The sequence below is a fragment of the Nocardioides sp. YR527 genome, assembly GCF_900101045.1.
GTDB lineage: Bacteria > Actinomycetota > Actinomycetes > Propionibacteriales > Nocardioidaceae > Nocardioides.
The window spans coordinates 237,802-260,129 of sequence record NZ_FNFN01000006.1 but is presented as its reverse complement, the minus strand read 5'-3'; the positions used below and the strand labels follow the sequence as shown (position 1 = coordinate 260,129).

At 69.6% G+C, this 22,328-nt stretch carries 20 protein-coding genes and 1 riboswitch; of the genes, 6 read left to right on the top strand and 14 right to left on the bottom strand.

Features of this window, described 5'->3' with window-relative positions:
- Positions 1-372: 372 nt before the first annotated feature.
- The 4 genes from ilvD to BLT25_RS19570 form a co-directional block, all read right to left on the bottom strand.
- Entirely contained in the window at positions 373-2,220 is a 1,848-nt protein-coding gene (ilvD, locus tag BLT25_RS19585) for a dihydroxy-acid dehydratase (RefSeq protein WP_091049422.1), read from the bottom strand.
- 57 nt (positions 2,221-2,277) lie between these two features.
- On the bottom strand, positions 2,278-3,252 hold the full coding sequence (locus BLT25_RS19580; RefSeq protein ID WP_091049420.1) for a M28 family metallopeptidase: 975 nt from the start codon (positions 3,250-3,252) through the stop codon (positions 2,278-2,280).
- Positions 3,249-4,148, bottom strand: coding sequence for a CapA family protein (locus tag BLT25_RS19575; RefSeq protein ID WP_176884070.1), 900 nt, complete (start codon positions 4,146-4,148; stop codon positions 3,249-3,251). Before BLT25_RS19575 ends, BLT25_RS19580 begins: the two co-directional genes overlap by 4 nt.
- Before the next feature lie 226 nt (positions 4,149-4,374).
- On the bottom strand, positions 4,375-5,442 hold the full coding sequence (locus tag BLT25_RS19570; RefSeq protein WP_091050075.1) for a WD40/YVTN/BNR-like repeat-containing protein: 1,068 nt from the start codon (positions 5,440-5,442) through the stop codon (positions 4,375-4,377).
- 139 nt (positions 5,443-5,581) lie between these two features.
- On the opposite strand from BLT25_RS19570, the gene BLT25_RS19565 reads away from it, so the two are divergent.
- The 5 genes from BLT25_RS19565 to BLT25_RS19545 all read left to right on the top strand — a co-directional run bounded on the left by BLT25_RS19565 (position 5,582) and on the right by BLT25_RS19545 (position 11,232).
- Positions 5,582-6,325 carry an HAD family hydrolase gene (locus BLT25_RS19565; protein WP_091049415.1) on the top strand — a complete coding sequence of 248 codons (744 nt, stop codon included), beginning with the start codon at positions 5,582-5,584 and terminating at the stop codon, positions 6,323-6,325.
- A gap of 30 nt (positions 6,326-6,355) precedes the next feature.
- Positions 6,356-9,001, top strand: coding sequence for a glycoside hydrolase family 65 protein (locus BLT25_RS19560; protein ID WP_091049413.1), 2,646 nt, complete (start codon positions 6,356-6,358; stop codon positions 8,999-9,001).
- 30 nt (positions 9,002-9,031) lie between these two features.
- The gene (locus BLT25_RS19555; RefSeq protein ID WP_091049411.1) at positions 9,032-9,934 is read left to right on the top strand and encodes an EamA family transporter; all 903 of its coding nucleotides are present in this window, start codon (positions 9,032-9,034) and stop codon (positions 9,932-9,934) included.
- Between the two features lie 120 nt (positions 9,935-10,054).
- Positions 10,055-10,312, top strand: coding sequence for a hypothetical protein (locus BLT25_RS19550; protein ID WP_091049408.1), 258 nt, complete (start codon positions 10,055-10,057; stop codon positions 10,310-10,312).
- Entirely contained in the window at positions 10,309-11,232 is a 924-nt protein-coding gene (locus tag BLT25_RS19545; protein ID WP_091049407.1) for an alpha/beta fold hydrolase, read from the top strand. Before BLT25_RS19550 ends, BLT25_RS19545 begins: the two co-directional genes overlap by 4 nt.
- Here the strand turns inward: BLT25_RS19545 and BLT25_RS19540 are convergent.
- The 5 genes from BLT25_RS19540 to BLT25_RS19520 are packed head-to-tail and all read right to left on the bottom strand — an operon-like array spanning position 11,201 to position 16,461.
- Positions 11,201-12,031, bottom strand: coding sequence for an ECF transporter S component (locus tag BLT25_RS19540; RefSeq protein ID WP_091049404.1), 831 nt, complete (start codon positions 12,029-12,031; stop codon positions 11,201-11,203). The two genes, BLT25_RS19545 and BLT25_RS19540, sit on opposite strands and share 32 nt — an antisense overlap.
- Entirely contained in the window at positions 12,028-13,668 is a 1,641-nt protein-coding gene (locus BLT25_RS19535; RefSeq protein WP_091049402.1) for an ABC transporter ATP-binding protein, read from the bottom strand. The genes BLT25_RS19540 and BLT25_RS19535 overlap by 4 nt, the downstream gene beginning before the upstream one ends.
- A complete protein-coding gene (locus tag BLT25_RS19530) occupies positions 13,665-14,780 on the bottom strand; it encodes a CbiQ family ECF transporter T component (protein WP_176884068.1) in 1,116 nt (371 codons plus the stop codon). The genes BLT25_RS19535 and BLT25_RS19530 overlap by 4 nt, the downstream gene beginning before the upstream one ends.
- Positions 14,777-15,394 (bottom strand): hypothetical protein, encoded by a 618-nt coding sequence (locus BLT25_RS19525; protein WP_091049400.1) that lies wholly within the window; start codon positions 15,392-15,394, stop codon positions 14,777-14,779. The genes BLT25_RS19530 and BLT25_RS19525 overlap by 4 nt, the downstream gene beginning before the upstream one ends.
- Complete coding sequence (locus tag BLT25_RS19520) at positions 15,388-16,461, bottom strand: prenyltransferase/squalene oxidase repeat-containing protein (protein ID WP_091049398.1); 1,074 nt, start codon at positions 16,459-16,461, stop codon at positions 15,388-15,390. The genes BLT25_RS19525 and BLT25_RS19520 overlap by 7 nt, the downstream gene beginning before the upstream one ends.
- A gap of 65 nt (positions 16,462-16,526) precedes the next feature.
- A riboswitch (cobalamin riboswitch) is annotated at positions 16,527-16,671 on the bottom strand.
- A 45-nt stretch (positions 16,672-16,716) separates the two neighbouring features.
- Here BLT25_RS19520 and BLT25_RS19515 point away from each other — a divergent pair.
- Positions 16,717-17,373 (top strand): glycoside hydrolase family 19 protein, encoded by a 657-nt coding sequence (locus tag BLT25_RS19515; protein WP_091049395.1) that lies wholly within the window; start codon positions 16,717-16,719, stop codon positions 17,371-17,373.
- A 10-nt stretch (positions 17,374-17,383) separates the two neighbouring features.
- On the opposite strand, the gene BLT25_RS19510 is transcribed toward BLT25_RS19515, so the two are convergent.
- The 5 genes from BLT25_RS19510 to gatC form a co-directional block, all read right to left on the bottom strand.
- Positions 17,384-18,142, bottom strand: a complete 759-nt coding sequence (locus tag BLT25_RS19510; protein ID WP_091049392.1) for an NYN domain-containing protein — start codon at positions 18,140-18,142, stop codon at positions 17,384-17,386.
- 32 nt (positions 18,143-18,174) lie between these two features.
- Positions 18,175-18,720: a DUF3592 domain-containing protein gene (locus BLT25_RS29980; protein ID WP_256328689.1), complete on the bottom strand. Its 546-nt coding sequence runs from the start codon at positions 18,718-18,720 to the stop codon at positions 18,175-18,177.
- 299 nt (positions 18,721-19,019) lie between these two features.
- The gene (gene gatB, locus BLT25_RS19500; RefSeq protein ID WP_091049386.1) at positions 19,020-20,513 is read right to left on the bottom strand and encodes an Asp-tRNA(Asn)/Glu-tRNA(Gln) amidotransferase subunit GatB; all 1,494 of its coding nucleotides are present in this window, start codon (positions 20,511-20,513) and stop codon (positions 19,020-19,022) included.
- Positions 20,510-22,003 carry an Asp-tRNA(Asn)/Glu-tRNA(Gln) amidotransferase subunit GatA gene (gene gatA, locus BLT25_RS19495; protein WP_091049383.1) on the bottom strand — a complete coding sequence of 498 codons (1,494 nt, stop codon included), beginning with the start codon at positions 22,001-22,003 and terminating at the stop codon, positions 20,510-20,512. The genes gatB and gatA overlap by 4 nt, the downstream gene beginning before the upstream one ends.
- Positions 22,000-22,299 carry an Asp-tRNA(Asn)/Glu-tRNA(Gln) amidotransferase subunit GatC gene (gene gatC, locus BLT25_RS19490; RefSeq protein ID WP_091049380.1) on the bottom strand — a complete coding sequence of 100 codons (300 nt, stop codon included), beginning with the start codon at positions 22,297-22,299 and terminating at the stop codon, positions 22,000-22,002. The genes gatA and gatC overlap by 4 nt, the downstream gene beginning before the upstream one ends.
- Positions 22,300-22,328: the final 29 nt, after the last annotated feature.

Below are 22,328 nucleotides of genomic sequence, written 5' to 3'. Positions count from 1 at the left end.
CGAACCCGCCACGTGTCAGCCCAGACTTCTCCAGCCGTGTTGGGAGCAAGCTCCGTCGGATGATCGTTGGCATCAGCGATATACACCTTGTCCCTTACGGGAACCACGGCTCCCGCCCATCCCTGGTCGGTGTCCTCCCAGGCTGCGCCGGTCGTCGGCAGCTGTGCGGAACTACCGTCATCACGGAGGATCTGGTCGGCGTGGTCGACCCAGGTGAAGGTTGCCAAGCACCACTCGTCCTCTGCATGGGCATGGACGTGCCATCCAAGAACGCCAGAGTCGATGAAGACAATCGTCACTCGCTCGGCTGGGCGCGCGTGGGCATACGGCAGAGAGACGACGGGCCATCCGAACTCGAAGGCATCGAGCACGTTACTCGGGCACGAGGCGGTAGGCGCCGTCGGAGGCCGAGGTGGCCATCGAGGCGTACGCCCGCAGCGCCGCGGAGACCTTACGGTCGCGGTTGGCCGGGGTGTAGGGCTTGTCCCGCTTCTCCTGGAGGGCTCGGCGCTCGTCGAGGACGAGGTCGTCGACGTCGAGCGAGATCGAGCGGCTCGGGATGTCGATCGAGATCTGGTCGCCGTCCTCGATCAGGGCGATCAGACCGCCGCCGGCCGCCTCCGGGGAGACGTGACCGATCGAGAGGCCCGAGGTGCCGCCGGAGAAGCGGCCGTCGGTGATCAGCGCGCACTTCTGGCCCAGACCACGGCCCTTGAGGAACGAGGTCGGGTAGAGCATCTCCTGCATGCCCGGCCCACCCTTCGGGCCCTCGTAGCGGATCACCACGACGTGGCCGGCCTCGACCTTCTTGGCGAGGATCCCGTCGACCGCGGCGTCCTGGGACTCGAAGACGATCGCGGTGCCGGTGAAGGTCAAGCAGTCGTCGGGAACTCCGGCGGTCTTGACCACACAGCCGTCGGGGGCGATGTTGCCCGACAGGATCGCCAGCCCGCCGTCGGCGGAGTAGGCGTGCTCGAAGTCGCGGATGCAGCCCTCGGCGGCGTCGGTGTCCAGGCTCGCCCAGAGGTTCTCGGTGGAGAACGCCTCGGTCGTACGCACCCCGCCCGGTGCGGCGAGGAAGAGGTCGAGCGCCTCCTGGCTGGGGTTCTCGGCGCGGATGTCCCAGGCGCCCAGCCACTCCTCGATGGTGTCGGAGTGGATGGTGTGGACGTCCTCGTTGAGCGCGCCACCACGGCGCAGCTCGCCGAGCAGGGCGGGGATGCCGCCGGCGCGGTGGACGTCCTCCATGTGGTACTTCGGGCTGTTGGGGGCGACCTTGCTCAGGCACGGCACCCGACGCGAGATCGCGTCGATGTCGTGCACGTTGAAGTCGAGCTCGGCCTCACGCGCGGCCGCGAGCAGGTGCAGCACGGTGTTGGTCGAGCCGCCCATGGCGACGTCGAGGGCGACCGCGTTCTCGAAGGCGCTGCGGCTGGCGATGTTCCGCGGCAGGACGGACTCGTCACCCTCCTCGTAGTAGCGGCGGCACAGCTCCACGATGGTGCGGCCGGCCTCCTCGAAGAGCGCGCGGCGCTTGGCGTGGGTGGCCAGGGTCGACCCGTTGCCCGGCAGGCTGAGGCCGATGGCCTCGGTGAGGCAGTTCATCGAGTTGGCGGTGAACATGCCGCTGCAGGAGCCACAGGTCGGACACGCGGAGCGCTCGACGGTGTCGAGCAGCTCGTCGCTGACCGCCTCGTTGACCGAGAGCACCATCGCGTCGACCAGGTCGAGCTTGTCGTGGACCAGACCCTCGACGGCGACGGTCTTGCCGGCCTCCATCGGGCCACCGGAGACGAAGACGACGGGGATGTTGAGCCGCAGGCTGGCCAGCAGCATGCCGGGGGTGATCTTGTCGCAGTTGGAGATGCACACGATCGCGTCGGCGCGGTGCGCCTCGACCATGTATTCGACCGCGTCCGCGATCAGCTCGCGGCTCGGCAGCGAGTAGAGCATCCCGGCGTGGCCCATCGCGATGCCGTCGTCGACGGCGATCGTGTTGAACTCCTTGGCTACTCCCCCGGCCTCCTGGATCTTCTCGGCGACGATCTTGCCGAGGTCACGGAGGTGGACATGGCCGGGCACGAACTCGGTGAACGAGTTGGCGATCGCGATGATCGGCTTGCCGAAGTCGTCATCGGTCATGCCGGTCGCGCGCCAGAGCGCGCGGGCACCCGCCATGTTGCGGCCCGAGGTCGAGGTTGCGGAGCGAAGAGTGGGCATGCCAGAAGGCTAGACCGGTTCGGGTGGATCGTTCGACCCAGCGCCGAACGGCGGACGTCAGGCGAGCCAGGCAAGCATGATCCGGCCGGTGCGCACGAGCTGGGCCGGGTCGACGACGTCGGGTGTGTCGGCGGGTGAGTGGTAGGCGGCGTATGGAGTCGAACCGAGGCGCACGCCGGGCAGGCCCGCCCGTACGAAGGACCAGTGGTCGCTGGAACGGTTGGGGGTCCGGGAGCAGCCGGTGGTCGGCACCTTCGCGCGCCTTGCCGCCGCTCGGAGGCTCGCCAGGGTGCGGTCGAGTCCTGGGCGTGCGCCGCACGCCGGGACGGCCTCCCCTACGCCGACCCGGTCCAGCGAGACCATGCCGGCCAGCGACCTGCGCTCGAGGGGCGTGAGGGACGCAACATACGCGCGAGAGCCGTAGTGGTGGTCGTCGTCGGTCTCACCTCGCGGCTCCTCGGAGCCGAAGACGACCAACCGCACCGGCACCCTCGTCGACCGTCCTGCGGCCGTCTCGGCGATCGCCAGCAGCACAGCCACGCCGGACGCGTTGTCCTCCGCACCCGGTGCCTGCGGGACGGTGTCGAGGTGGGCACCGACCAGGAGCCACGGCTGCCCGGGGCGTACGTCTCCTCTGTCGGCGACCAGGTTGACCGACTCCCCCGCGCTGACCGGGATGCCCCACGAGACTCCGGCAGGCGTCTGGAACCGCTGTCGGTGCACCTGCCAGCCGAACCCTGTCAACTGTCCCTCGACCCAGGCTGCGGCTCGACGGTAAGCGGGCGACGTCCCAGGTCTCGGGCCGATCTCACCCGCCAGATGGCGTACGGCGTCGGTCGCTGTCTCGACGCGGAACTGCTCGGGTGTCAATGGCGGGGCGGCCTGGGTCCCGCTCGGGGTGGGCGAGGGCCTGGACGCGGTGGCCGGCGCTGTCGCGGTGGTTGTCGGAGAGGTCTCGGGGGTCGGTGACGCCTCACCGCACCCGGTGAGGACGAGGAGGGACCCGGCCGCGAACGCGATACGACGGATCATGGCCTCGCCTGCCCAAGGATCCGGGCCGCCTCACGACCGCCCACCACGCGTGGAGCAAACGTCTCGGGATCCATCCGGTAGGGCACGAGGTTCAGATCCTCCAGCGTGGCGCCGCGGAAGGTCGCCTCGAGAACGACGCCCTCCATCGTCTGGGACATGAAGTCCATGTCGAAGACGAAGTTTCCGAGCGAGTGGATGACCGGTACGCCGCCGACCCGCTCGAGCGGCTGGACCCAGTGCGGGTGGCCGCCGGCGACAAGATCCGCCCCGGCAGCGACGAGACGACGGGCGACACGGCGCTGGATTGCCTCGGGGCGATGGGTGTACTGCGTACCCCAGTGCGGCAGCACCACCACGACGTCGGCAACCTTCTCGGCGGCTCGGATCTCCCGCTCGACCCGGCGCAGGTCGGCATCGACGAGAGGACCCGTACGTGGCGGCATCCGCACCGAGAAGGCGCCCGGGTCGCTCCTCGTCGCCCGAGGCGTCTCGCCGATCGCGTTGAACCCCAGGAACGCGAAGGTGATCCCGGCTCTCTCCACCACGGCCGGCCGGGCAGCCGCGTCGAGATCCCGCCCTGCCCCGAACGGCACGATCCCCGCCCCCGGTAACGCCTCGACCGTCTCCGTCAGCGCCCGGACGCCGAAGTCACCTGTGTGGTTGTTCGCCAACGAGATCGCATCGAACCCAGCGTCCCGCAGAGGCCGCAGCAGCTCCGGCCCGGCACCGAAGGAATCCCCACCCTGTGTCGGGCTCCCTGCTCTCGACAACGTCGACTCGAGATTGCCTACGGTGATGTCAGCGCCCGCCAAGCGCGCCTGCATCGGAGCCAGCGCCGCCGCCGCATCGGGCACCCCGCGGGTCAGCATCAGATCCCCGACGACGGTCAGCCGCACTCGCGGCTCCGCAGCAAGAGTGGGCCCCGGAACCGACGAGGACGAGGGAGGGGCCTGCGTCGTCGAGGACCCGACTGGTGTGCTGGCGCCACAGGCGGACAGCGCGCATACGAGCACGGCGGTGAGCCAGTGGCATCCCATACATCCAGCATGCCCCCGGACCAAGGGGCCTGTGCAGCCTCGACCGACCGCTCGAGGACGGCAACACGCTACGGATCCGTGCGCCTCAGATCTTCGCGGCCCTGACGACCATCACGTCGGGGATGTCGCGGAGGATCTCGCGCCAGGTCTCGCCGGCGTCGGCGGAGGCCCAGACGGAGCCGTTGCGGGCGCCGAAGTAGACACCGGCCACCTCGTGGTCGTCGGCGCACATCGCATCGCGCATGACCCCGACGTAGAAGTGGTCGGGCAGGCCCTTGTCGAGCGCCTCCCAGTGGTCACCGGCGTCACGCGAGCGCCACACGATCGGCTTGGCCTCGGGCGGGTAGCGGGACTCGCCGGCGCCGATCGGGAAGGTGAAGATCGTGTCGGGCTCCTTCGGGTGGACGACCATCGCGAAGCCGAAGTCGGTGGGCAGCCCGTCGGCGATGGACTTCCAGGACACACCCTCGTCGTCGGAGCGGTAGACGCCGCCGTGGTTCTGCAGGTAGAGCCGCTCTGGGCGGGAGGCGTGCCGGGCGACCTTGTGGACGCACTGGCCGAACTCGGGATACTGCTGCCCCTCGGGCAGGAAGACGGCGATGATGCCGTTGTTGCGCGCCTCCCAGGTCTCACCACCGTCGGCGGTCTGGTAGACGCCGCCGGTCGAGATCGCCGCGGTCACCGAGTCGGGGTCGGTCGGGTGCGGCAGGATCGTGTGGAACGCCTGCCCGCCGAAGCCCTCGTTCCACTCGGTGCGGTGCGGGTGGTCCCACAGCCCGCGCTCCAGCTCGAAGCTCGCCCCGCCGTCACGGGACCGGAAGATCGCGCCGGGCTCGACACCTGCCCAGATCGTGCCCTCCGGGAGGCCGGGCTGGAGCTGCCAGACCCGGGCCAGGCTCGCGTCGACGTCCTCGGGGAACGACATCGAGGTCTCGGTCCAGGTCTCGCCACCGTCGGCGGAGGCGCGCACCAGCGCACCCAGCCACAGCGAGGAGCATCCGGCAAGGACTCGCCCGGTCCCGGGCTCGATCATGGCGGAGTAGATCTCCTCCATGTCATGGTGCGGACCGGTGAAGTCCCAGTCCTGCCGGGCGTCGTCAGAGCGCCCTATCCACAGACCCTTCCGGGTCCCGACCAGCAGCTGCGTACCCATGCACTCCAGCATCCACCCGGTCGTGGTCTGTGGCCAGGAGATTTCGACGAAAGGACGTCGAGGGAAAACATCGTGCGTCGGCGACATCGGGCGGACCCGGGTTCTTCGGCCTGAGCGGCCCAGCCCCTAGCCTGAAGTCATGACCAGACCTGTTGCCTGGGAGACGTTCACCGCGATCCTCTTCGACCTGGACGGCGTGATCACGCCGACCGCGGTCGTGCACATGCGTGCCTGGGAGGAGATGTTCAACGCCTACCTGCAGGAGAAGACCCCGGGGGCGCCGGCCTACACCGACCAGGACTACTTCGCGTACGTCGACGGCAAGCCGCGCTACGACGGCGTCCGTGACTTCCTCGCCTCCCGCGACATCACCCTTCCCGAGGGCACCCCGGACGACGCGCCCGAGCTCGAGACCGTCTGTGGACTCGGCAACCGGAAGAACAACGCCTTCAACCTGGTGCTCGAGCGCGACGGCGTGGAGGCCTACCCCGGCTCGGTGCGGTTCCTGGACCATCTCGCCACCCTCGACGTCCGGCTCGGCGTGGTGTCCTCGTCGGTCAACGCGCCGACCGTGCTGAAGGCGGCGGGGCTGCTGGACCGGTTCGAGACGGTCGTGTCAGGAGCCGTCGCAGATGAGCTGGGACTGCCCGGCAAGCCTGCACCGGACACGTTTGTCTACGCCGGTAAGGTCCTCGGAGCCACCCCGAGCGAAGCCGTCGTCCTCGAGGACGCCGTCTCCGGGGTGCGCGCCGGCAAGGCAGGAGATTTCGCGCTCGTCGTCGGGGTGGACCGTGGCGCCGGCCACGACACCCTCACGGCCGCAGGCGCCGACCTTGTCGTATCCGACCTCGACGAACTCGTCCCTGATGAAACACAGTCCTGACCACCACAGCCCTGCTCAAGGAGCACAGCAGTGAGAACCAACGTCGGCCCGAACCCCCTGGACCGGGCCCGTTACCCCATCGACCCGTGGCGGCTGGTGGAGACCAGCTACTCCCCCGACGACCTCGGTCTGACCGAGACGATCTTCAGCGTCGCCAACGGCTATCTCGGCATGCGCGGCACCCCTGAGGAGGGTCGCCCGACCTACGCGCACGGCACCTTCATCAACGGGTTCCACGAGACCTGGCCGATCCGCCATGCCGAGAACGCCTACGGCTTCGCCAAGACCGGCCAGACCATCGTCAACGCCCCCGACGCCAAGATCATGAAGATCTACGTCGACGACGAGCCGCTCACCTTCGGCACCTCGGACCTGGAGGAGTACGAGCGGGTGCTCGACTTCCGCGAGGGTGTGCTGCGCCGGCATCTGGTGTGGCGTACGCCCTCGGGCAAGCGGGTCGCGATCAAATCGACCCGGATGGTGTCGATGACGCAGCGGCACCTCTCGATCCAGACCCTGGAGATCACGATGCTCAGCGGCGCCGCGCCGATCGTGATCTCCTCCCAGCTGCTCAACCGGCAAGACGGCAAGGACGAGTACCACGTGCCGTCGGCGGCGCTGGGCGAGGGCATGGACCCGCGCAAGGCCTCCGCCTTCGACACCCGCGTCCTGCTCCCGCAGATGTCGGTCGCCGACGAGGAGCAGATGACCCTCGGCTACCGGTGCGCGAACTCGGGGATGACGATCGCGGTCAGCGCCGCCCACCAGATCGACACGCCGGACCCGGTCGAGACCGTCGTCCGTGCCGAGGACGACCTGGCCAAGACCGTCTTCAGGGTCGACGCGACCGAGGGCAGCACGCTGCGGATGCAGAAGACGGTGACGTACCACACCTCCCGCGGGGTGCCGGTGCGCGAGCTGGCCGACCGCTGCGGACGTACGCTCGACCGGGCGATCCGGCTGGGCGTCGGCCACTTCGAGCGCGACCAGCGCAACTGGTACGACGAGTTCTGGTCGTCCGCCGACGTCGAGATCTCCGCCGCCGCGGACGACGACGCCGAGGACATCGCCGCAGCCCAGCAGGCGATCCGGTTCAACCTGTTCTCGCTGGCCCAGGCGACCGCGCGCACCGACGGGCTCGGCGTCCCCGCGAAGGGGGTCACGGGCTCCGGCTACGAGGGACACTACTTCTGGGACACGGAGTGCTACGTCATCCCGTTCCTCTGCTACACCCAGCCCGAGGTCGCCCGCAACGTGATGCACGCCCGCTCGGTGATGCTGCCCGCGGCCCGGCAGCGAGCCTCGGAGATGGCCGCGAAGGGTGCGCTGTTCGCCTGGCGCACCATCAACGGGCAGGAGGCCTCGGCCTACTACGCGGCCGGCACCGCGCAGGTGCACATCGATGCCGACATCGCCTTCGCGCTGATGAAGTACGTCTACGCGACCGGTGACGTCGGCTATCTCATCCGCGAGGGCGTCGACATCCTGGTCGAGACCTCGCGGATGTGGGCCGACCTCGGCTTCTGGCGCCACAACGGCGAGCCGTCCTTCCACATCCACGGGGTGACCGGGCCGGACGAGTACACCACGGTGGTCAACAACAACCTGTTCACCAACGTGATGGCCCGCTACAACCTCGAGAAGGCCGTCGAGACCATCGAGATGCTCCGGGCGGACCATCCGCGCGAGTACGCGCAGGTCATGGGCCGGCTCGACATCTCCCCCGACGAGGTCGAGGAGTGGGGTCGCTGCGCCGCCGCGATGCACATCCCCTACGAGGAGGGGCTCGGCATCCACCCGCAGGACGACAACTTCCTCGACCGCGAGGTGTGGGACCTGCCCAACACCCCCGACGACGTACGTCCCCTGCTGCTGCACTACCACCCGCTGGTGATCTACCGGTTCCAGGTGCTCAAGCAGACCGACGTGGTGCTCGCCCTCTTCCAGCAGGGCAACCGGTTCACCCCCGAGGAGAAACGGGCCGACTTCGAGTACTACGACCCGATCACCACCGGCGACTCGACGCTGTCGGCGGTCGTGCAGTCGATCGTGGCGGCCGAGGTGGGCTACCAGGACGACGCGCTGCGCTACTTCTACGACGCGCTCTACGTCGACCTCCACAACATGCACGGCAACACCGTCGACGGCATGCACATCGCCTCCACCGGCGGCGTGTGGGGCGGGCTCGCGTTCGGCTTCGGCGGGATGCGCGACTACGACGGCAAGCTCTCCTTCGACCCGCGCCTACCGGTGGAGTGGGGTTCGCTGGTCTTCCGGGTGCAGTGGCACTCGACCCGGATGCAGGTCGCCGTCACCCGGGACCAGATCGTGTTCACGGTCGTGGACACCCCGGGCGAGGAGTTCGACATCCCGATCAGCGTCCGCGGGGAGGAGTTCGTGGTCTCGAAGGGATCGCCGGTCATCGTGCCGCTCGCCGACCAGGGGCCGCGGATCGGCGCCCACGTGGACGAGGAACCGGACCGTGGCATCCGTCCCGACGGATCGCGGATCACCGCCACCGTGCCCCCGCCGATCCCGCCGGAGATCTACGAGCAGGACCACACCGAGCACGCCACGATCCCGAACGACTCCGTGCGCGGGTCCGAGCGGCTCGCGGAGGAGGCCAACATGGCCACCAACCTGTCCAACGTCTCGCAGACGGACTCGGCGCAGTAGCGGGTCTTTACGTGGACCTAGACTGACCGGGTGGTCGCCCGCTTCTCAACCGGTAGAGCCTCCTCTGTCCGGACGAGGCTGGCCCACCCGGTCGTTCTGGTTCTGATCGGGATCGCGTCGGTGCAGGTCGGCGCGACCTTCGCGAAGTCGCTCTTCGACGAGGTCACCCCGACGGCCATGGTGTGGCTGCGGCTGACGCTGTCCGCGCTGATCCTGCTGGCGATCACCCGGCCCAGGGTCCGCGGTCTCTCGCGCCGCGACTGGCTGGTCGTGGTCGCCTTCGGAGCCTCGCTCGGGCTGATGAACTGGGCCATCTACCAGTCCTTCGCCCGACTCCCGATCGGGATCGCGGTCACCATCGAGTTCATCGGTCCGCTCACGATCGCGCTGGTCACATCGCGTCGGGCCCGCGACCTGGTCTGGGTCGCGCTGGCGGCAGCGGGGGTCGTGCTGCTCGGTCTCGAGCCCGGCCGGATCTCGGTCGTGGGCGTGCTCTTCGCGCTGCTCGCGGGGGTCTGCTGGGCTGCCTACATCGTGCTGTCGAAGGCGACCGGCGCCCGCTGGGAGGGGCTCGACGGCCTCGCCCTGGCCTCCACCGTCGCGGCGGTGGCGCTGACACCTGCGGCGATGGCGTACGCGGACGGGCTCGGCTCGCCGCACGTGTGGCTGGTCGGGCTGATCGTGGGCCTGATGTCGTCGGTGATCCCCTACTCCCTCGATCTCGTCGCGCTGCGTTCGATCAAGTCCGGGCTCTACGCGATCCTGATGTCGCTGGAGCCGGCCGCCGGGGCTCTGGCCGCGATCCTGATCCTCCACGAGGGGCTCTCGGTCCTGCAGTGGCTGGCGATCGCCTGCGTCGTGGTCGCCTCCGCGGGGGCGACCCGCACCGGGAAGCCCGAGCATCACGTGCCGGCGGAGTCGACCCCGGTGTAGTGGGGCGTTTCACACAAGCGACATCGGAACGTCACTGACTCCGAACGTCAGGGTCACTACAGTTTGGTGACAACTCCCCCTCCGCCGCCCGGTCCCCCGCCTGTCCTTGGAGTTGCTCCGTTGTCGACCGTCACCGCCCCCGTACACACCGCTGCCGTCGCCCAGGTGGCCGCCCTCCTCGCCGCACGCACCGCGGGGCGAATGGTCGGCCCGTTCCTACGACCGATCCAGCTGCTGCTCGCCTGGCCGGTGACCTCCCAGCTCGTCGCCCGCCACAACGCCAAGGCCGCCGAGGAGGCCATCCTGCTGCGGCGTGCCGAGCGTGAGGACGTACAGAACTATCTCCAGCTGCTCGCTTCGGAGAGAATGTCTGCATGAGTGTGCCGCGGGCTGTTGCCGAGTCCACCGTCGCCTTCCGGGACGTGCTCTCCGACGACGGCACCCTGATCCGCGCCTGGACCAACGACCCCGAGGGTGTGATCGAGGGGCCGACGGTGCTGCTGTGCAACGGCCTCGGCACCAGCCCGTGGAACTGGCCGGCGCTGCTGCACACCTCGTGCGGCGTACGCGTCGTCTCCTGGCAACACCGTGGCACGTCCGGCTCGGCGCGGCCGAAGGACCCGGAGCAGACCACCTCGAGGCACTTCGCCGAGGACGCACTGTCGGTGATGGACGCCTTCGCGCTCTCCCGGCCGGTCGTGATGGGCTGGTCGATCGGGGTCAACACCGCCTTCGAGCTGGCCGCGGACCACCCCGAGCGGGTCTCCGGCGTCTTCGGTGTCGCCGGCGTGCCCGGTGACACGTTCAAGTCGATGCTGGGGCCGCTGCGGATGCCCGCCCCGGCGGCCGCGATCGTGACCCGCACGGCCTCGAGGGTGCTGCGTCGCACCGGCTCCCTGATCACTCCCGTGGCGACGCGCCTGGACCTCGGTCCGCGGGCGATCGAGGTGTTCTCCAGGGCCGGCCTGATCGGCAAGGTCCCGGATCCCGAGCTCGCCGCGGCCGCGCTGGCCGAGTTCCTGACCACTCCGGTCGAGTGGTACTTCCACCTCGCGCTGCGCACCTCGCAGCGTCGTTCGGTCTCGCTGCGCCGGATCAAGGTGCCGGTCGTGCTGGTCGCGGGCACCCGCGACCTCATCGCCGGTTCGCGCCACATGTCGCGGGTCGCCGCCGGGGTCAAGAACGGCACCTTCGTCGAGCTCGAGGGCACCCACTTCGTGCAGATGGAGCAGCCCGACCGGGTCCACCAGCTGCTGCTCGCCTTTCTCACCCGGGTCGCCGAGCACCAGCACGTCTGACCTGGTCGGTGGTGGAGCTCGTCGCAACCACCATTCCGGTGACCGTGGCCCGCCTGGCGACGCGGCGCAGGGTGGCGAGCACGGCGGGCCCGAGCAGGGCGATGGCGACGGCGGTGGTGATCGCGCGCACGGTGTCCCAGCTGCTGGTCGAGGTGATCAGGGTGTAGCGCAGGAACGTCGCCAGGTTCTCGCCGACCGGGGCACCGGGATCGTAGGAGAGGTTGCCGCTCGCGCCGGGCACCGTGACACCGGTGAGCAGCGGCCAGCCCTGCAGGTTGAGGAGGAGCCCGTAGGCGTAGGAGGCGAAGACCCCGTACGCCGCCAGCATCCCGATCTCCCGGCGGCCGCTCGCGCGCGGCAGGAACCCGGCCCCCATCGCCACCCAGGCGGCGCCGAGCATCTGGTAGGGCAGCCACGGTCCGACGCCGGCGGTCACGAGCGCGGCGACGAACAGGCCGGTGCAGCCGAGGACGAACCCGAAAGCCGGGCCGAAGACCCGGCCGCCGAGGATGAGCATGAAGAAGACCAGCTCCACCCCGCCGGTGCCGGCCGAGACGGCCCGCAGGACGGCCTCGATCGCGCTGAGCACGCCCAGGACCGCGATCATCCGGGTGTCGATGCCGCCCGTGGAGAGCTCACTCAACAGCACCACCAGCATCAGCGGCAGCAGAGCCAGGAAGATGAACGGCGGCTGCACCCGGTCGTAGCCGTGGAGCAGCAGCGGCCAGCAGAACATCATCAGCCCGGCCACGGAGATGATCGCGAGCAGGACCGCCGTGCGGGGCGAGAACCTGATCATCCCTCGCCCACCGCCTCGACGATCTCGCGTACGGTCAGCCGGCCCGGGCCGAAGACCTTGCTCACCTGGGGCGCGAACGCGGGCGACTCGGCCGTGACGGTGCGTACGTCACCGGCGGAGACCACCTCGCCGTCGGCGAGCACCACCACGTCGTCCGCCGCCTCGGCGACGAACTCGACGTCGTGGGTCGCCACCAGGACCGCCTTACCGGCTCCGGTGAGGTCGCGCAGGATCTCCGAGAGCGCGTGCTTGGCGGCGTAGTCGAGGCCGCGGGTCGGCTCGTCGAGGAGCACGACCGGCGGGTCGGCGCTCAGGATCAGCGACAGTGCCAGAGCCAGGCGCTGGCCTTCGGAGAGGTCGCGTGGGTGCTGGTCGTCGGGGATGCCCGGAACGAGGCTGTCCAGGATCTCCCTGGTCCGCGGCCCGCCGGCGTCGCACTCCTCGGCCACCGTCTCCAGGTAGAGCAGATCGGCCGCGGTCTGCGGCAGCAGTCCGACGAGCTCTCGGCGGGCGGCAGGGTCGAGGGCCGCCGGATCCCTGCCGTCCACGGCGACCGACCCGGCCAGCCGTTTCTGGGTCCCCTGCAGCGTCCACAGCAGCGTCGACTTGCCCGAGCCGTTGCGTCCCATCAGCGCCGTCACCCGCCCCGCGGGCAGCTTTATCGAGACGTCGTGCAGGACCGGCGTACGTCCTCGGGTGACCGTGACCGCGTCGGCGCTCAACGCGACTGTGTTGGTCTCGACACGCCTCCGCCTAGCGGCTCCGGCGGCTCGACCGGCAGCCCCGTCGGTCGAGCCGCGAGCGCTAGCGAGCGTGTCGAGACCAACACGGTCAGCAAGCAACACGCCGCGCGCCTTCCGTTTCGCATCCCGCACCGTCAGCGGCAGCGGGGACCAGCCGAGCTCGCGGCCGAGCTCGACGAGCGGCGGCGCGATGGGCGAGGTCTCCAGGACCTCGGCAGGGTCGCCGACGGCGACGGAGCCGTCGCCGACGAGGAGCGCGATGCGATCGGCGAACGGCACGACCCGCTCCAGGCGGTGCTCGGCGAGCACGACGGAGGTGCCGAGGTCGTGCACCAGCCGGGTGATGGTGGCGAGCACGTCCTCGGCGGCGGTGGGGTCGAGGGCGGAGGTCGGCTCGTCGAGCACGACGACGCGGGGGTGGGTGGTGAGCACCGAGCCGATCGCGACGCGCTGCTGCTGCCCTCCCGAGAGCGTACGCAGCGACCGCTGTCGGAGCTCGGCGATGCCGAGCAGGTCGAGGGTCTCCTCCACCCGGCGCCGCATGGTCGCCGGCGGGAGGCCGAGCTGCTCCATCCCGTAGGCGAGCTCCTCCTCGACCGTGTCGGTGACGAACCCGGCCACCGGGTCCTGCCCGACGTAGCCGATGATCCCGGCGCGCTCGCGCGGCGGGCTGTGGACGATCGAGGTCCCGTCCAGCAGCACGTCACCGTCGAGCACGCCGCCGGAGAAGCGCGGCACCAGGCCGGCGAGCACACCGAGCAGCGTCGACTTCCCCGAGCCGGTCGGGCCGGAGACGAGCAGCAGCTCGCCCTCCTCGATGGTGAGGTCGACGTCCTTGAGCACGTGTTCGGAGGAGTCCGGCGGGGTGAACGTGATGCCTCGCAGGTCGATCATGCGACTGCCTCCTCGTGGACGAGCGATGAAGCCGGTGGCGGGGCGGCGACGGCCGGGACCAGCCCGACGAGCACACCCAGCATGGCGCTCAGCGTGACGGGCGGGACGGTGCTCACTCCTGGAAAGGCGACCGGGACCTGGTCGCGGGCTACCCACCAGCCCACGGCGACGACCACGATCCCGCTCGTTGCCACCACGGCCTCGGGCCAGCGCCATCGGTCGGGCCGGTAGACGGTCCGCGTCACGCGGCGGCCGGCGAGCGCCAGCCCTCCGGCCGCGGTGCCGACGCCCAGGCTCAGCATGGTGACGGCCAGCCAGCCAGGCGTGGTGCCGTCCAGCACCGCGTAGACACCGGCGCAGAGCCCGACGAGCGAGACCAGCATGAGCACCGAGGTGATCCGCCGGGTGGCGACCGGGACGCCGGCCGTACGCCCGTAGCCGCGCGTGTCCATCCCCGCGGCCAGCGCCATCGACCGCTCCAGGGCGTCCTCGAGCACCGGCACCAGGAAGCGGCGCAGCCGCTTGACCTTCCCGGTCGCACCGGCGCGCAGCCGTTGCGCGGCACGTACCCGCTGCACCGACTCGGCCAGCTGCGGCAGCACCGTCACGGCGACCACGACAGCTGTGCCGATCTCGTAGAGCGCCGGCGGAAGCGAGCGCAGCAGCCGCTTCGGGTTCGCCAGTGCGTTGGCCGCGCCGACGCAGGTCACGATGACACCCAGCCGCAGCCCGTCGTAGAGGCCGGCCAGCAGCGCCTCCCGGGTGAGCGGCCCGAGCAGCCGGATCCCCAGCACCCACTCCGGGAGCGGGACCTCGGGCAGGTCGAGGAGCACGTGACCCGGCACGGCACCCAGGAGCACCCGGAAGAGCACCCGGGTCACGACGATGAACACCGCGAGGCCGACGTAGAGCCGGAACGCCTTCGCCCACGGCTGCTCACCGCGGCGCGCGGCGACCACGACCGACACCACCCCCACCACGAGCAGGAGCAGCAACGGGTTGGTGGTGAAGGAGGCGTACGCAGCCATGCCGATCGCCCACACCCACCAGGCGACGGGGTGCAGATCTCGGGGCAGGTACGCGACCGCGGCCGCACGAAATATGGCGCTCATCGCCGACGCCACCACACGGCGCCGGCGAGGGTGAAGAGTGCGAGGATCCCCGCGGGCGCGACCCAGGCGGGCAGATGCTCAGGCCCGGAGTCCGGATCCGTCGATTCCTCCGGAGATAACTCCGGCGACGGGCTTGAGGGCGCCCCCACAGCATCCCCAAGCTCCGTCGCCGGAGCGGTAACGACATCGTCGTCTATCCACGTGAACGCAACACCCTGCCCGGAGGTCACGCTGATTTCGGTAACATTTCTGGAGGCGTAGCTCCAGGCCCCCGAATCGTCGGTGATCCACAGCGACCAGTAAGCGTCGGCAGGCGGCATCTGGGCGCAACCGGCGGATTTCGGCCGCTCATCGACGCGACATACGACGCTGGGCATCGAGGTCACATAGGTGAGCGGATGTCCCGCCTTCTCGAAGAGATCGGCGCCGGTGTCGCCCTCCCCCGGCTGGACACAGGTGACCTCGGGGTTGCCGCCCAGGGCGTTGGGCTCGACGACGACGGTGACGCCGTCGCACCCCTCGGCCGCGGACGATGCGGAGGCGAGGGTGAGGACGGGTGCGGTGGCCCCGGCAAGGATCGCCAGGGCCACCAACGAGGACCGCAGGATCAGCACGAGCTCTTCGCGGTCGCGTCCTTGGGCAGGAAGACCAGCGACGGCAGCGCCTGAGCGGCCGCGAGGCGATACATCCCCTCGGACTCCTTGGTCAGCCCCTTGGTGTTGCCCTCGGTCAGCGCGGCGTCGTCGTAAGCGACCGCGCCGGCGTCGTCGCCGCAGGTCACGACGTGGTCGGCGACCCAGGTCGCCGCCTTCTCCGCGGCATCGGTCTCACCGGCACGCCCGAACGCCCACCCGGCCAGGCCGGTGGTGTTGGAGTTGGCGATGTTGCCGGTCGCCGCCTTGAACGAGCCGTCCTTCGCCTGGGTCTCCTTCAGCCACTCCACGCCTGTCTCGACGGCCTTCTCCGCCTCAGGCGAGGCCACACCGGAGAGGGCGATCAGCGCGAACGCGGTGGCGTCGGCGTCCGGGACGGCCTTCGGGTCGGCGTCGCAGGTCTGGTCAGCGGCGGCGGGGTCGGCGGCGAAGGTGACCCGGAACCACCCCTCCTCGCACTGCTGCCCGGCCAGGAACTCCGTCGCGGCCGCGGCCTTCTTGCTCTCGGCGTTGTTCAGCGCCCACACGGCGTACGACTGTCCGATGGTGTTGGAGTAGTCGGCCGCCTCCTTGTTCTTGGGGTCGAGCTTGTCGGCGATGCGGCCGTTGGCGGCGACGGTGCCCTCGAGCTGCTTCAGCAGACCGGGGTCGGAGGCATCCACGTTCTGCTGGAGGACCAGCGCCTTCGCGGTGGACCCGGCCGAGGTGACGGTGCCGAACCCGGGTGAGGTGTAGGCCTTCTTGTTCGCCATCACGGCCGAGGCGATCGTGGAGAGCTCCTCGTCGTAGCCGCCGACCTCTGCCAGCGCGATCCCGATGTCGGCGCTGAGCCCGAAGTCGTCGGTGCCGTACTGCGCGTTGTGGGCCACACCCTCCGGCGCCTGGGCCACGAGCCAGTCGGCCACCGAGGTCGACACCTTGGCGTCGTAGGTGGACTTCTCCCCCTCCTCGATGGCTTTCTCGCCACAGCCGGCGAGCGAGGTGAGGGCGAGAGCGGCGGCGATGCCACCGAGGACGGTCTTCTTCATGGTTCCTTCCGCGCTGTTCGTCGGGAAGGCCCAGGGCCGACCCGCTGCGTTCCACGACAGCGTCAGGTCAGTACGCGTCCGTCGGCAGGTGCTCCGGCTCGCCCAGGACACTCTCGGGTCCTGGGCCTACGGTTGCGGGTCAGCGCCGGGATTCGACCGGCTTCCCCCACCACGGCGTGTGTTGATTGAGACGCCCCATCCTATGCCGGGCGGTCGCCTCTTGCCGGATCGCCGACGAGCAGTCACTCTGTCCCCATGCGCCACAGGATTCTCGGCCTTGTCGCAGTATCGATCTCGGCCACCCTTCTCACTCTCTGCCCGACCACGACAGCGGTCGCGGAACCGGCTCGGACCTCGGTCACGTACGCAGATCTGGTCGCCATGTTCGGCGACAGGGTCGGCGACAGGAAGACCGTCGAGACCGGGCTGCCGACCCTCAACCGCGCCATGTCCGACGCCCGGATCACGACCCCCTACCGGCAGGCGGCCTACCTGACCACGCTTGCCCACGAGAGCTCCTTCCACCACGACGCCAAGGGCCGCGACAAGCGGAAGTACGCCGGCCGTGGCTACATCCAGCTGACCGGCGAGGCCAACTACACCGACGCCGGCACCTACCTCGGGATCGACCTGCGCCGCCGCCCCGAGCTGGCCAGGTCACTGGACCACAGCGCGCCGATCTCGCGGTGGTACTGGACCGTCGCCCGCGACATCAACCCGCTCGCCGACGCCCTCGACATGGGCGGGGTCAACGCGGCGATCGGGTATCCGTACAGCAAGGAGGAGGACACCGAGCGCTGCCGCGACTTCAAGGCCGCACTGAAGCACCTCAACGGGTCGGTGCCCAAGGGGATCGACTGCACCCGCCCGAAGAAGGCGAGCAGCCAGGACCGCACCGCGGACGCGTCCTAGCAGACGTACGTCACTTCTTGGTGCGCTTGTCGCTGACCGCGATCGCCGAGGTGCCCTCGTCCTTGAGCTCGAAGAGGTCGATCGCCTTGATCAGCTTGGTCCAGGTGGCGTACCCGTAGTTGCGAGGGTCCTCGGAGGACTGGTTGCGGATGCGCGAGACGACCGTGCCGACCAGGGCCCAGCCGTCGTCGTCGGCGGCCGCCGCGATGGAGTTGCGCAGCAGCTGGATCAGCCGGGCGTTGCGCTTCAAGAGTTGTCCCGAAGTCGCCGAGGAGGACGGCTTGCGGGCGGGCGTGGCGCCGGCCTCGGTGTCGGCCTCGGCCTCCTCCTCGGAGCCGCCGAGCTTCTCCACCACGGTGAACCGGGTACAGGCGCTCTTGAACGGCGCTGGCGTCTTCTCCCGGCCGTAGCCGTAGACCGCGCGGCCCTTCTCCCGCAGATAGTGCACGAGCGGCGTGAAATCGGAGTCGGAGGAGACCAGCGCGAACGCGTCCGGGACCGCCGCATGCAGCAGCTCGACCGCGTCGATCGCGAGCGCCATGTCGGAGGCGTTCTTGTGCGCGGTCAGGTCGAACTGCTGCATCGGCCTGATCGCGGCGTCGTGCAGCTCCTCGATCCAGCCCTTGAGCTCGGACTTGGTCCAGTTGCCGTAGGCCCGCCGGATCGTCACCTCGCCGTACTCGGCCAGGTCGTTCAAGATGTCGTCGATCTTCGAGGCAGGCGCGTTGTCAGCGTCGATCAGCAGGGCGATACGAAACGGCTCGGTCATGGTGCTCCTCAGCATCGACAGTCCGAGTGAGACTATCGGTTACGCCGCCGCGAGGGCTTGAGCCAGTCGATACGGCCGGTCCACGTCGCCCAGCTACCAACGACTGCCAGCAGCCCACCGATACCGAAGAGCCACGTCACCACATAATCAGGCTCGATGTCCGCGCCGACTGCGCTGTGTGGGCTCTTGGGGTCGAAAAGCACCTCGACACTGTCTCCGGGCGCTGGATCGTCCCACGTGTACGAAGAGATCCGGACCTCGGTCATCGTGCCTTGGCGGTCCTCAAAAGCCACGGTCACATAACTCGTCGAATAGCGCCCCGATGCCTCATGGACATCGACCACCTCGGCTGTTGTCCGCACACCGCGTTCCCGCAGCGCAGTGGTCTCGGAGTGAGTAATGAGCACGCCGCCGCAGCAAACAACCGCGGCGAGAAGCAGGATCGTGGTGACGACAGGTCTGCTGTTGACCCAGCGTACAAATGTGCCCTCCGCTGCACCGGGTCTCCTCGTCCTCGGGCCAGTACGCCTCGCCGTACCGCTCGTCTTAGTGCGGTCTGGGCGGTAGTCGATCCGCAAACCTGTGGGCGCGCCGCGGCGACGCCGAGACCTTCGACGCTTCGTCTTGCCCAACTGGTCTCCCGCCAAACTCGGCCGTCACAAGCAGCGCGGTCGTAGTAACTCGATTCTGGGGCACGACAACCCGCCGACGCAGGTTGTCGCAAACCGATACGCCCAGTCAATGCCCGCTGTCGGTCCTGGCCGTCACACCTTGCGTCGAGTCGGCTCATCCTGACCAAAACGACCGCCGAGTCGGCGCGTCATGACGCGCCGACTCGGCGGGCTTTGTTGTCAGGACGAGCCGACTCGGCGTGGGTTCAGGCGAGCTTCTCCAGGATCAGCTCGCGGACGCGCTTGGCGTCGGCCTTGCCGCCGGTCGACTTCATCACCGCGCCGATGAGCGCACCGGCCGCGGCCTGGTTGCCGCCGCGGATCTTGTCGGCTACGGCGGGCTGGGCGGCGATGGCCTCATCGACGGCGGCACCGAGGGCGCCGTCGTCGGAGACCACGGCGAGACCACGGGCGTCGATGATCTCGGCGACCGTGCCCTCACCCGCGAGCAGACCCTCGAAGACCTGGCGGGCGAGCTTGTCGGTCAGCGAACCGCCGTCGACCAGCTTCTGCACCTCGGCGACCTGCACCGGGGTGACACCGAGCTCGGCGAGCTCGACGCCACGGTCGTTGGCGCTGCGCGAGAGCTCGGCCATCCACCACTTACGAGCGGCCTGCGCGGAGGCTCCTTCGGCGACCGTCGCCTCGATCAGCGACAGGGCGCCGGCAGCCCAGACGTCCCGCATCTCCAGCTCGGAGTAGCCCCACTCGACCTGCAGGCGGGCCCGCTTGTCGGCGGTGCGCTCCGGCAGGCTCGCCCGCAGCTCCTCGACCCACTCCCGGGCCGGAGCAACGGGCACCAGGTCGGGCTCGGGGAAGTAGCGGTAGTCGTCGGCGTCCGACTTCGGCCGTCCGGCCGAGGTGGTGCCGGTGTCCTCGTGGAAGTGGCGGGTCTCCTGGAAGATCGCCTCCCCCGCGTCGAGGATCCCGGCGTGGCGCGACATCTCGAAACGTACGGCCCGCTCGACCGAGCGCAGCGAGTTGACGTTCTTCGTCTCGGTGCGGGTGCCGAGCTCGCCGGAGTCCTTCGGGGACAGCGAGAGGTTGACGTCGCAGCGCATCGAGCCCTGGTCCATGCGTACGTCGGAGACGCCGAGGCCCAGCAGGATCTCGCGCAGCGCGGCGACGTAGGCCTTCGCCACCAGCGGCGCCTTGGCGCCGGTGCCGATGATCGGACGGGTGACGATCTCGATCAGGGGGATGCCCGCACGGTTGTAGTCGACCAGCGAGTAGTCGGCGCCGTGGATGCGGCCGGTCGCGCCACCGATGTGGGTGGTCTTGCCGGTGTCCTCCTCCATGTGGGCGCGCTCGATCTCGACCCGGTAGGTCTCCCCCTCGACCTCGACGTCGAGGTAGCCGTCGTAGACGATCGGCTCGTCGTACTGCGAGGTCTGGAAGTTCTTCGGCATGTCCGGGTAGAAGTAGTTCTTCCGGGCGAACCGGCACCACTCCGCGATCGACCCGTTGAGCGCGAGGCCGATCCGGATCGCGCTCTCCACGGCCTTGGCGTTCACGACCGGCATCGAGCCGGGCAGGCCGAGGCAGGTCGGGCAGACCTGGGAGTTGGGCTCGCCGCCGAACGTCGCCGGACAGCCGCAGAACATCTTGGTGTTGGTGTTGAGCTCGACGTGTACCTCGAGCCCGAAGGCCGGGTCGTAGCGCTCCAGCACCTCGTCGAATGCCACAAGAGTCTCGCTCATCGGGCCACCTCCAGCTTGTCGATCGAGAGCACCGGACCGATGGCGGCCTCGAGGGCGGCACCGACGCGGTAGAGACGGGCGTCCTCCAGGACCGGAGCCAGGAGCTGTACGCCGACGGGCAGCCCATCCACGTCGGAGACCCCGGCCGGGATGGAGATTCCGGGCGTGCCGGCCAGGTTGGCCGGGATGGTGGCCAGGTCCTGCATGTACATGGCCAGCGGGTCGTCGAGCTTCGCCCCCAGCGGGAACGCGGTCGACGGGGACGTCGGCGAGACCAGCACGTCGACCTGCTCGAAGGCCTTCTTGAAGTCCTCGATGATCAGGGTGCGGATCTTCTGCGCCTGGCCGTAGTAGGCGTCGTAGTAGCCGCTGCTCAGGGCGTAGGTGCCGAGGATGATGCGGCGCTTGACCTCGTCACCGAAGCCGGCGTCACGCGACGCCTTCATGACGTCCTCGGCGCTCGGGTCGCCGTCGGGGGTGACCCGCAGGCCGTAACGCATCGCGTCGAACTTGGCCAGGTTGGAGGAGCACTCCGCCGGCAGGATCAGGTAGTAGGCCGCCATCGCGTGCTCGAAGCTCGGGGTGGAGACCTCGACGACGTCGGCACCCAGCTTGGTGAGCAGGTCGACCGACTCGTTGAACTTGGCCATCACGTCGGGCGCCCAGCCCTCACCGGCCAGCTCCTTGATGACGCCGACCTTGACGCCCTTCAGGTCGCCGGTCGCGCCGGCACGGGCCGCGTCGACCAGCCCGGTCACCGGGGTCGTCGTCGAGGTCGAGTCGAGCGGGTCGTGGCCGCCGATGAGCTCGTGCAGGAGCGCCGAGTCGAGGACGGTGCGGGTCACCGGACCGACCTGGTCCAGCGAGTTGGCCAGGGCGACCAAGCCGTAGCGGGAGACGGAACCGTAGGTCGGCTTCACGCCGACGGTGCCGGTGACCGCGCCCGGCTGGCGGATCGAGCCACCGGTGTCGGTGCCGAGGGCCAGCGGGGCCTCGAAGGCGGCGACGGCTGCGGCCGAGCCACCACCGGATCCGCCGGGGATCCGGTCGAGCTTCCACGGGTTCTTCGTCGGGCCGTAGGCGGAGTGCTCGGTGGAGGAGCCCATCGCGAACTCGTCCATGTTGGTCTTGCCCAGAATCGGCAGACCGGCGGCCTTGATCTTCTTGACCACGGTCGCGTCGTAGGGCGGGATCCAGCCCTCGAGGATCTTGGAGCCGCAGGTCGTCGGCAGGCCGGTGGTGGTCAGCACGTCCTTGACCGCGATCGGTACGCCATCGAGAGCATGCAGCGCGTTGCCGTCTGCCCGGCGCGCGTCGGAGGCGGCGGCCTGGCTCAGCGCACCCTCGGCGTCGATGTGCAAGAAGGCGTGCACGTCGCCGTCGACCGCGGCGATCCGGTCGAGGTGGGCCTGGGTCAGCTCGACCGAGGTGGTCTCGCCCGCGGCGAGCGCGTCGATCAGCTCGGCGGCGGTCTTCTCGATGATGCTCACTGCTCGTCCCCCAGGATCCGCGGCACCGAGAATCGCTGCTCCTCGACGGCGGGCGCACCGGAGAGCGCCTGCTCCGGCGTCAGGCCGGGCACGACGACGTCCTCACGGAAGACGTTGGTCATCGGAAGCGGGTGGGAGGTGGCAGGCACGTCGTCGCCGGCAAGCCCCTGGATCGAGGCGACGGACTCGAGGATCACCTGCAGCTGCGGGGCAAGGTGATCGAGCTCGGCGTCGCTGAGGTCGATGCGGGCGAGGTCGGCCAGGTGCGCGACCTCGTCGCGGGTGATTTCTGGCATGCCGCACATCCTAGGCGGCCGAACGCCCA

Bases quoted from the DNA above. Each gene is read 5' to 3' on its own strand.
- ilvD (WP_091049422.1), bottom strand. From the start codon at position 2,220: ATGCCCACTCTTCGCTCCGCAACCTCGACCTCGGGCCGCAACATGGCG.
- BLT25_RS19565 (WP_091049415.1), top strand. From the start codon at position 5,582: ATGACCAGACCTGTTGCCTGGGAGACGTTCACCGCGATCCTCTTCGAC.
- gatC (WP_091049380.1), bottom strand. From the start codon at position 22,299: ATGCCAGAAATCACCCGCGACGAGGTCGCGCACCTGGCCGACCTCGCC.
- BLT25_RS19515 (WP_091049395.1), top strand. From the start codon at position 16,717: ATGCGCCACAGGATTCTCGGCCTTGTCGCAGTATCGATCTCGGCCACC.
- gatB (WP_091049386.1), bottom strand. From the start codon at position 20,513: ATGAGCGAGACTCTTGTGGCATTCGACGAGGTGCTGGAGCGCTACGAC.
- BLT25_RS19520 (WP_091049398.1), bottom strand. From the start codon at position 16,461: ATGAAGAAGACCGTCCTCGGTGGCATCGCCGCCGCTCTCGCCCTCACC.
- BLT25_RS19510 (WP_091049392.1), bottom strand. From the start codon at position 18,142: ATGACCGAGCCGTTTCGTATCGCCCTGCTGATCGACGCTGACAACGCG.
- BLT25_RS19545 (WP_091049407.1), top strand. From the start codon at position 10,309: ATGAGTGTGCCGCGGGCTGTTGCCGAGTCCACCGTCGCCTTCCGGGAC.
- BLT25_RS19530 (WP_176884068.1), bottom strand. From the start codon at position 14,780: ATGAGCGCCATATTTCGTGCGGCCGCGGTCGCGTACCTGCCCCGAGAT.
- BLT25_RS19580 (WP_091049420.1), bottom strand. From the start codon at position 3,252: ATGATCCGTCGTATCGCGTTCGCGGCCGGGTCCCTCCTCGTCCTCACC.
- BLT25_RS19570 (WP_091050075.1), bottom strand. From the start codon at position 5,442: ATGGGTACGCAGCTGCTGGTCGGGACCCGGAAGGGTCTGTGGATAGGG.
- BLT25_RS19535 (WP_091049402.1), bottom strand. From the start codon at position 13,668: ATGATCGACCTGCGAGGCATCACGTTCACCCCGCCGGACTCCTCCGAA.
- BLT25_RS19540 (WP_091049404.1), bottom strand. From the start codon at position 12,031: ATGATCAGGTTCTCGCCCCGCACGGCGGTCCTGCTCGCGATCATCTCC.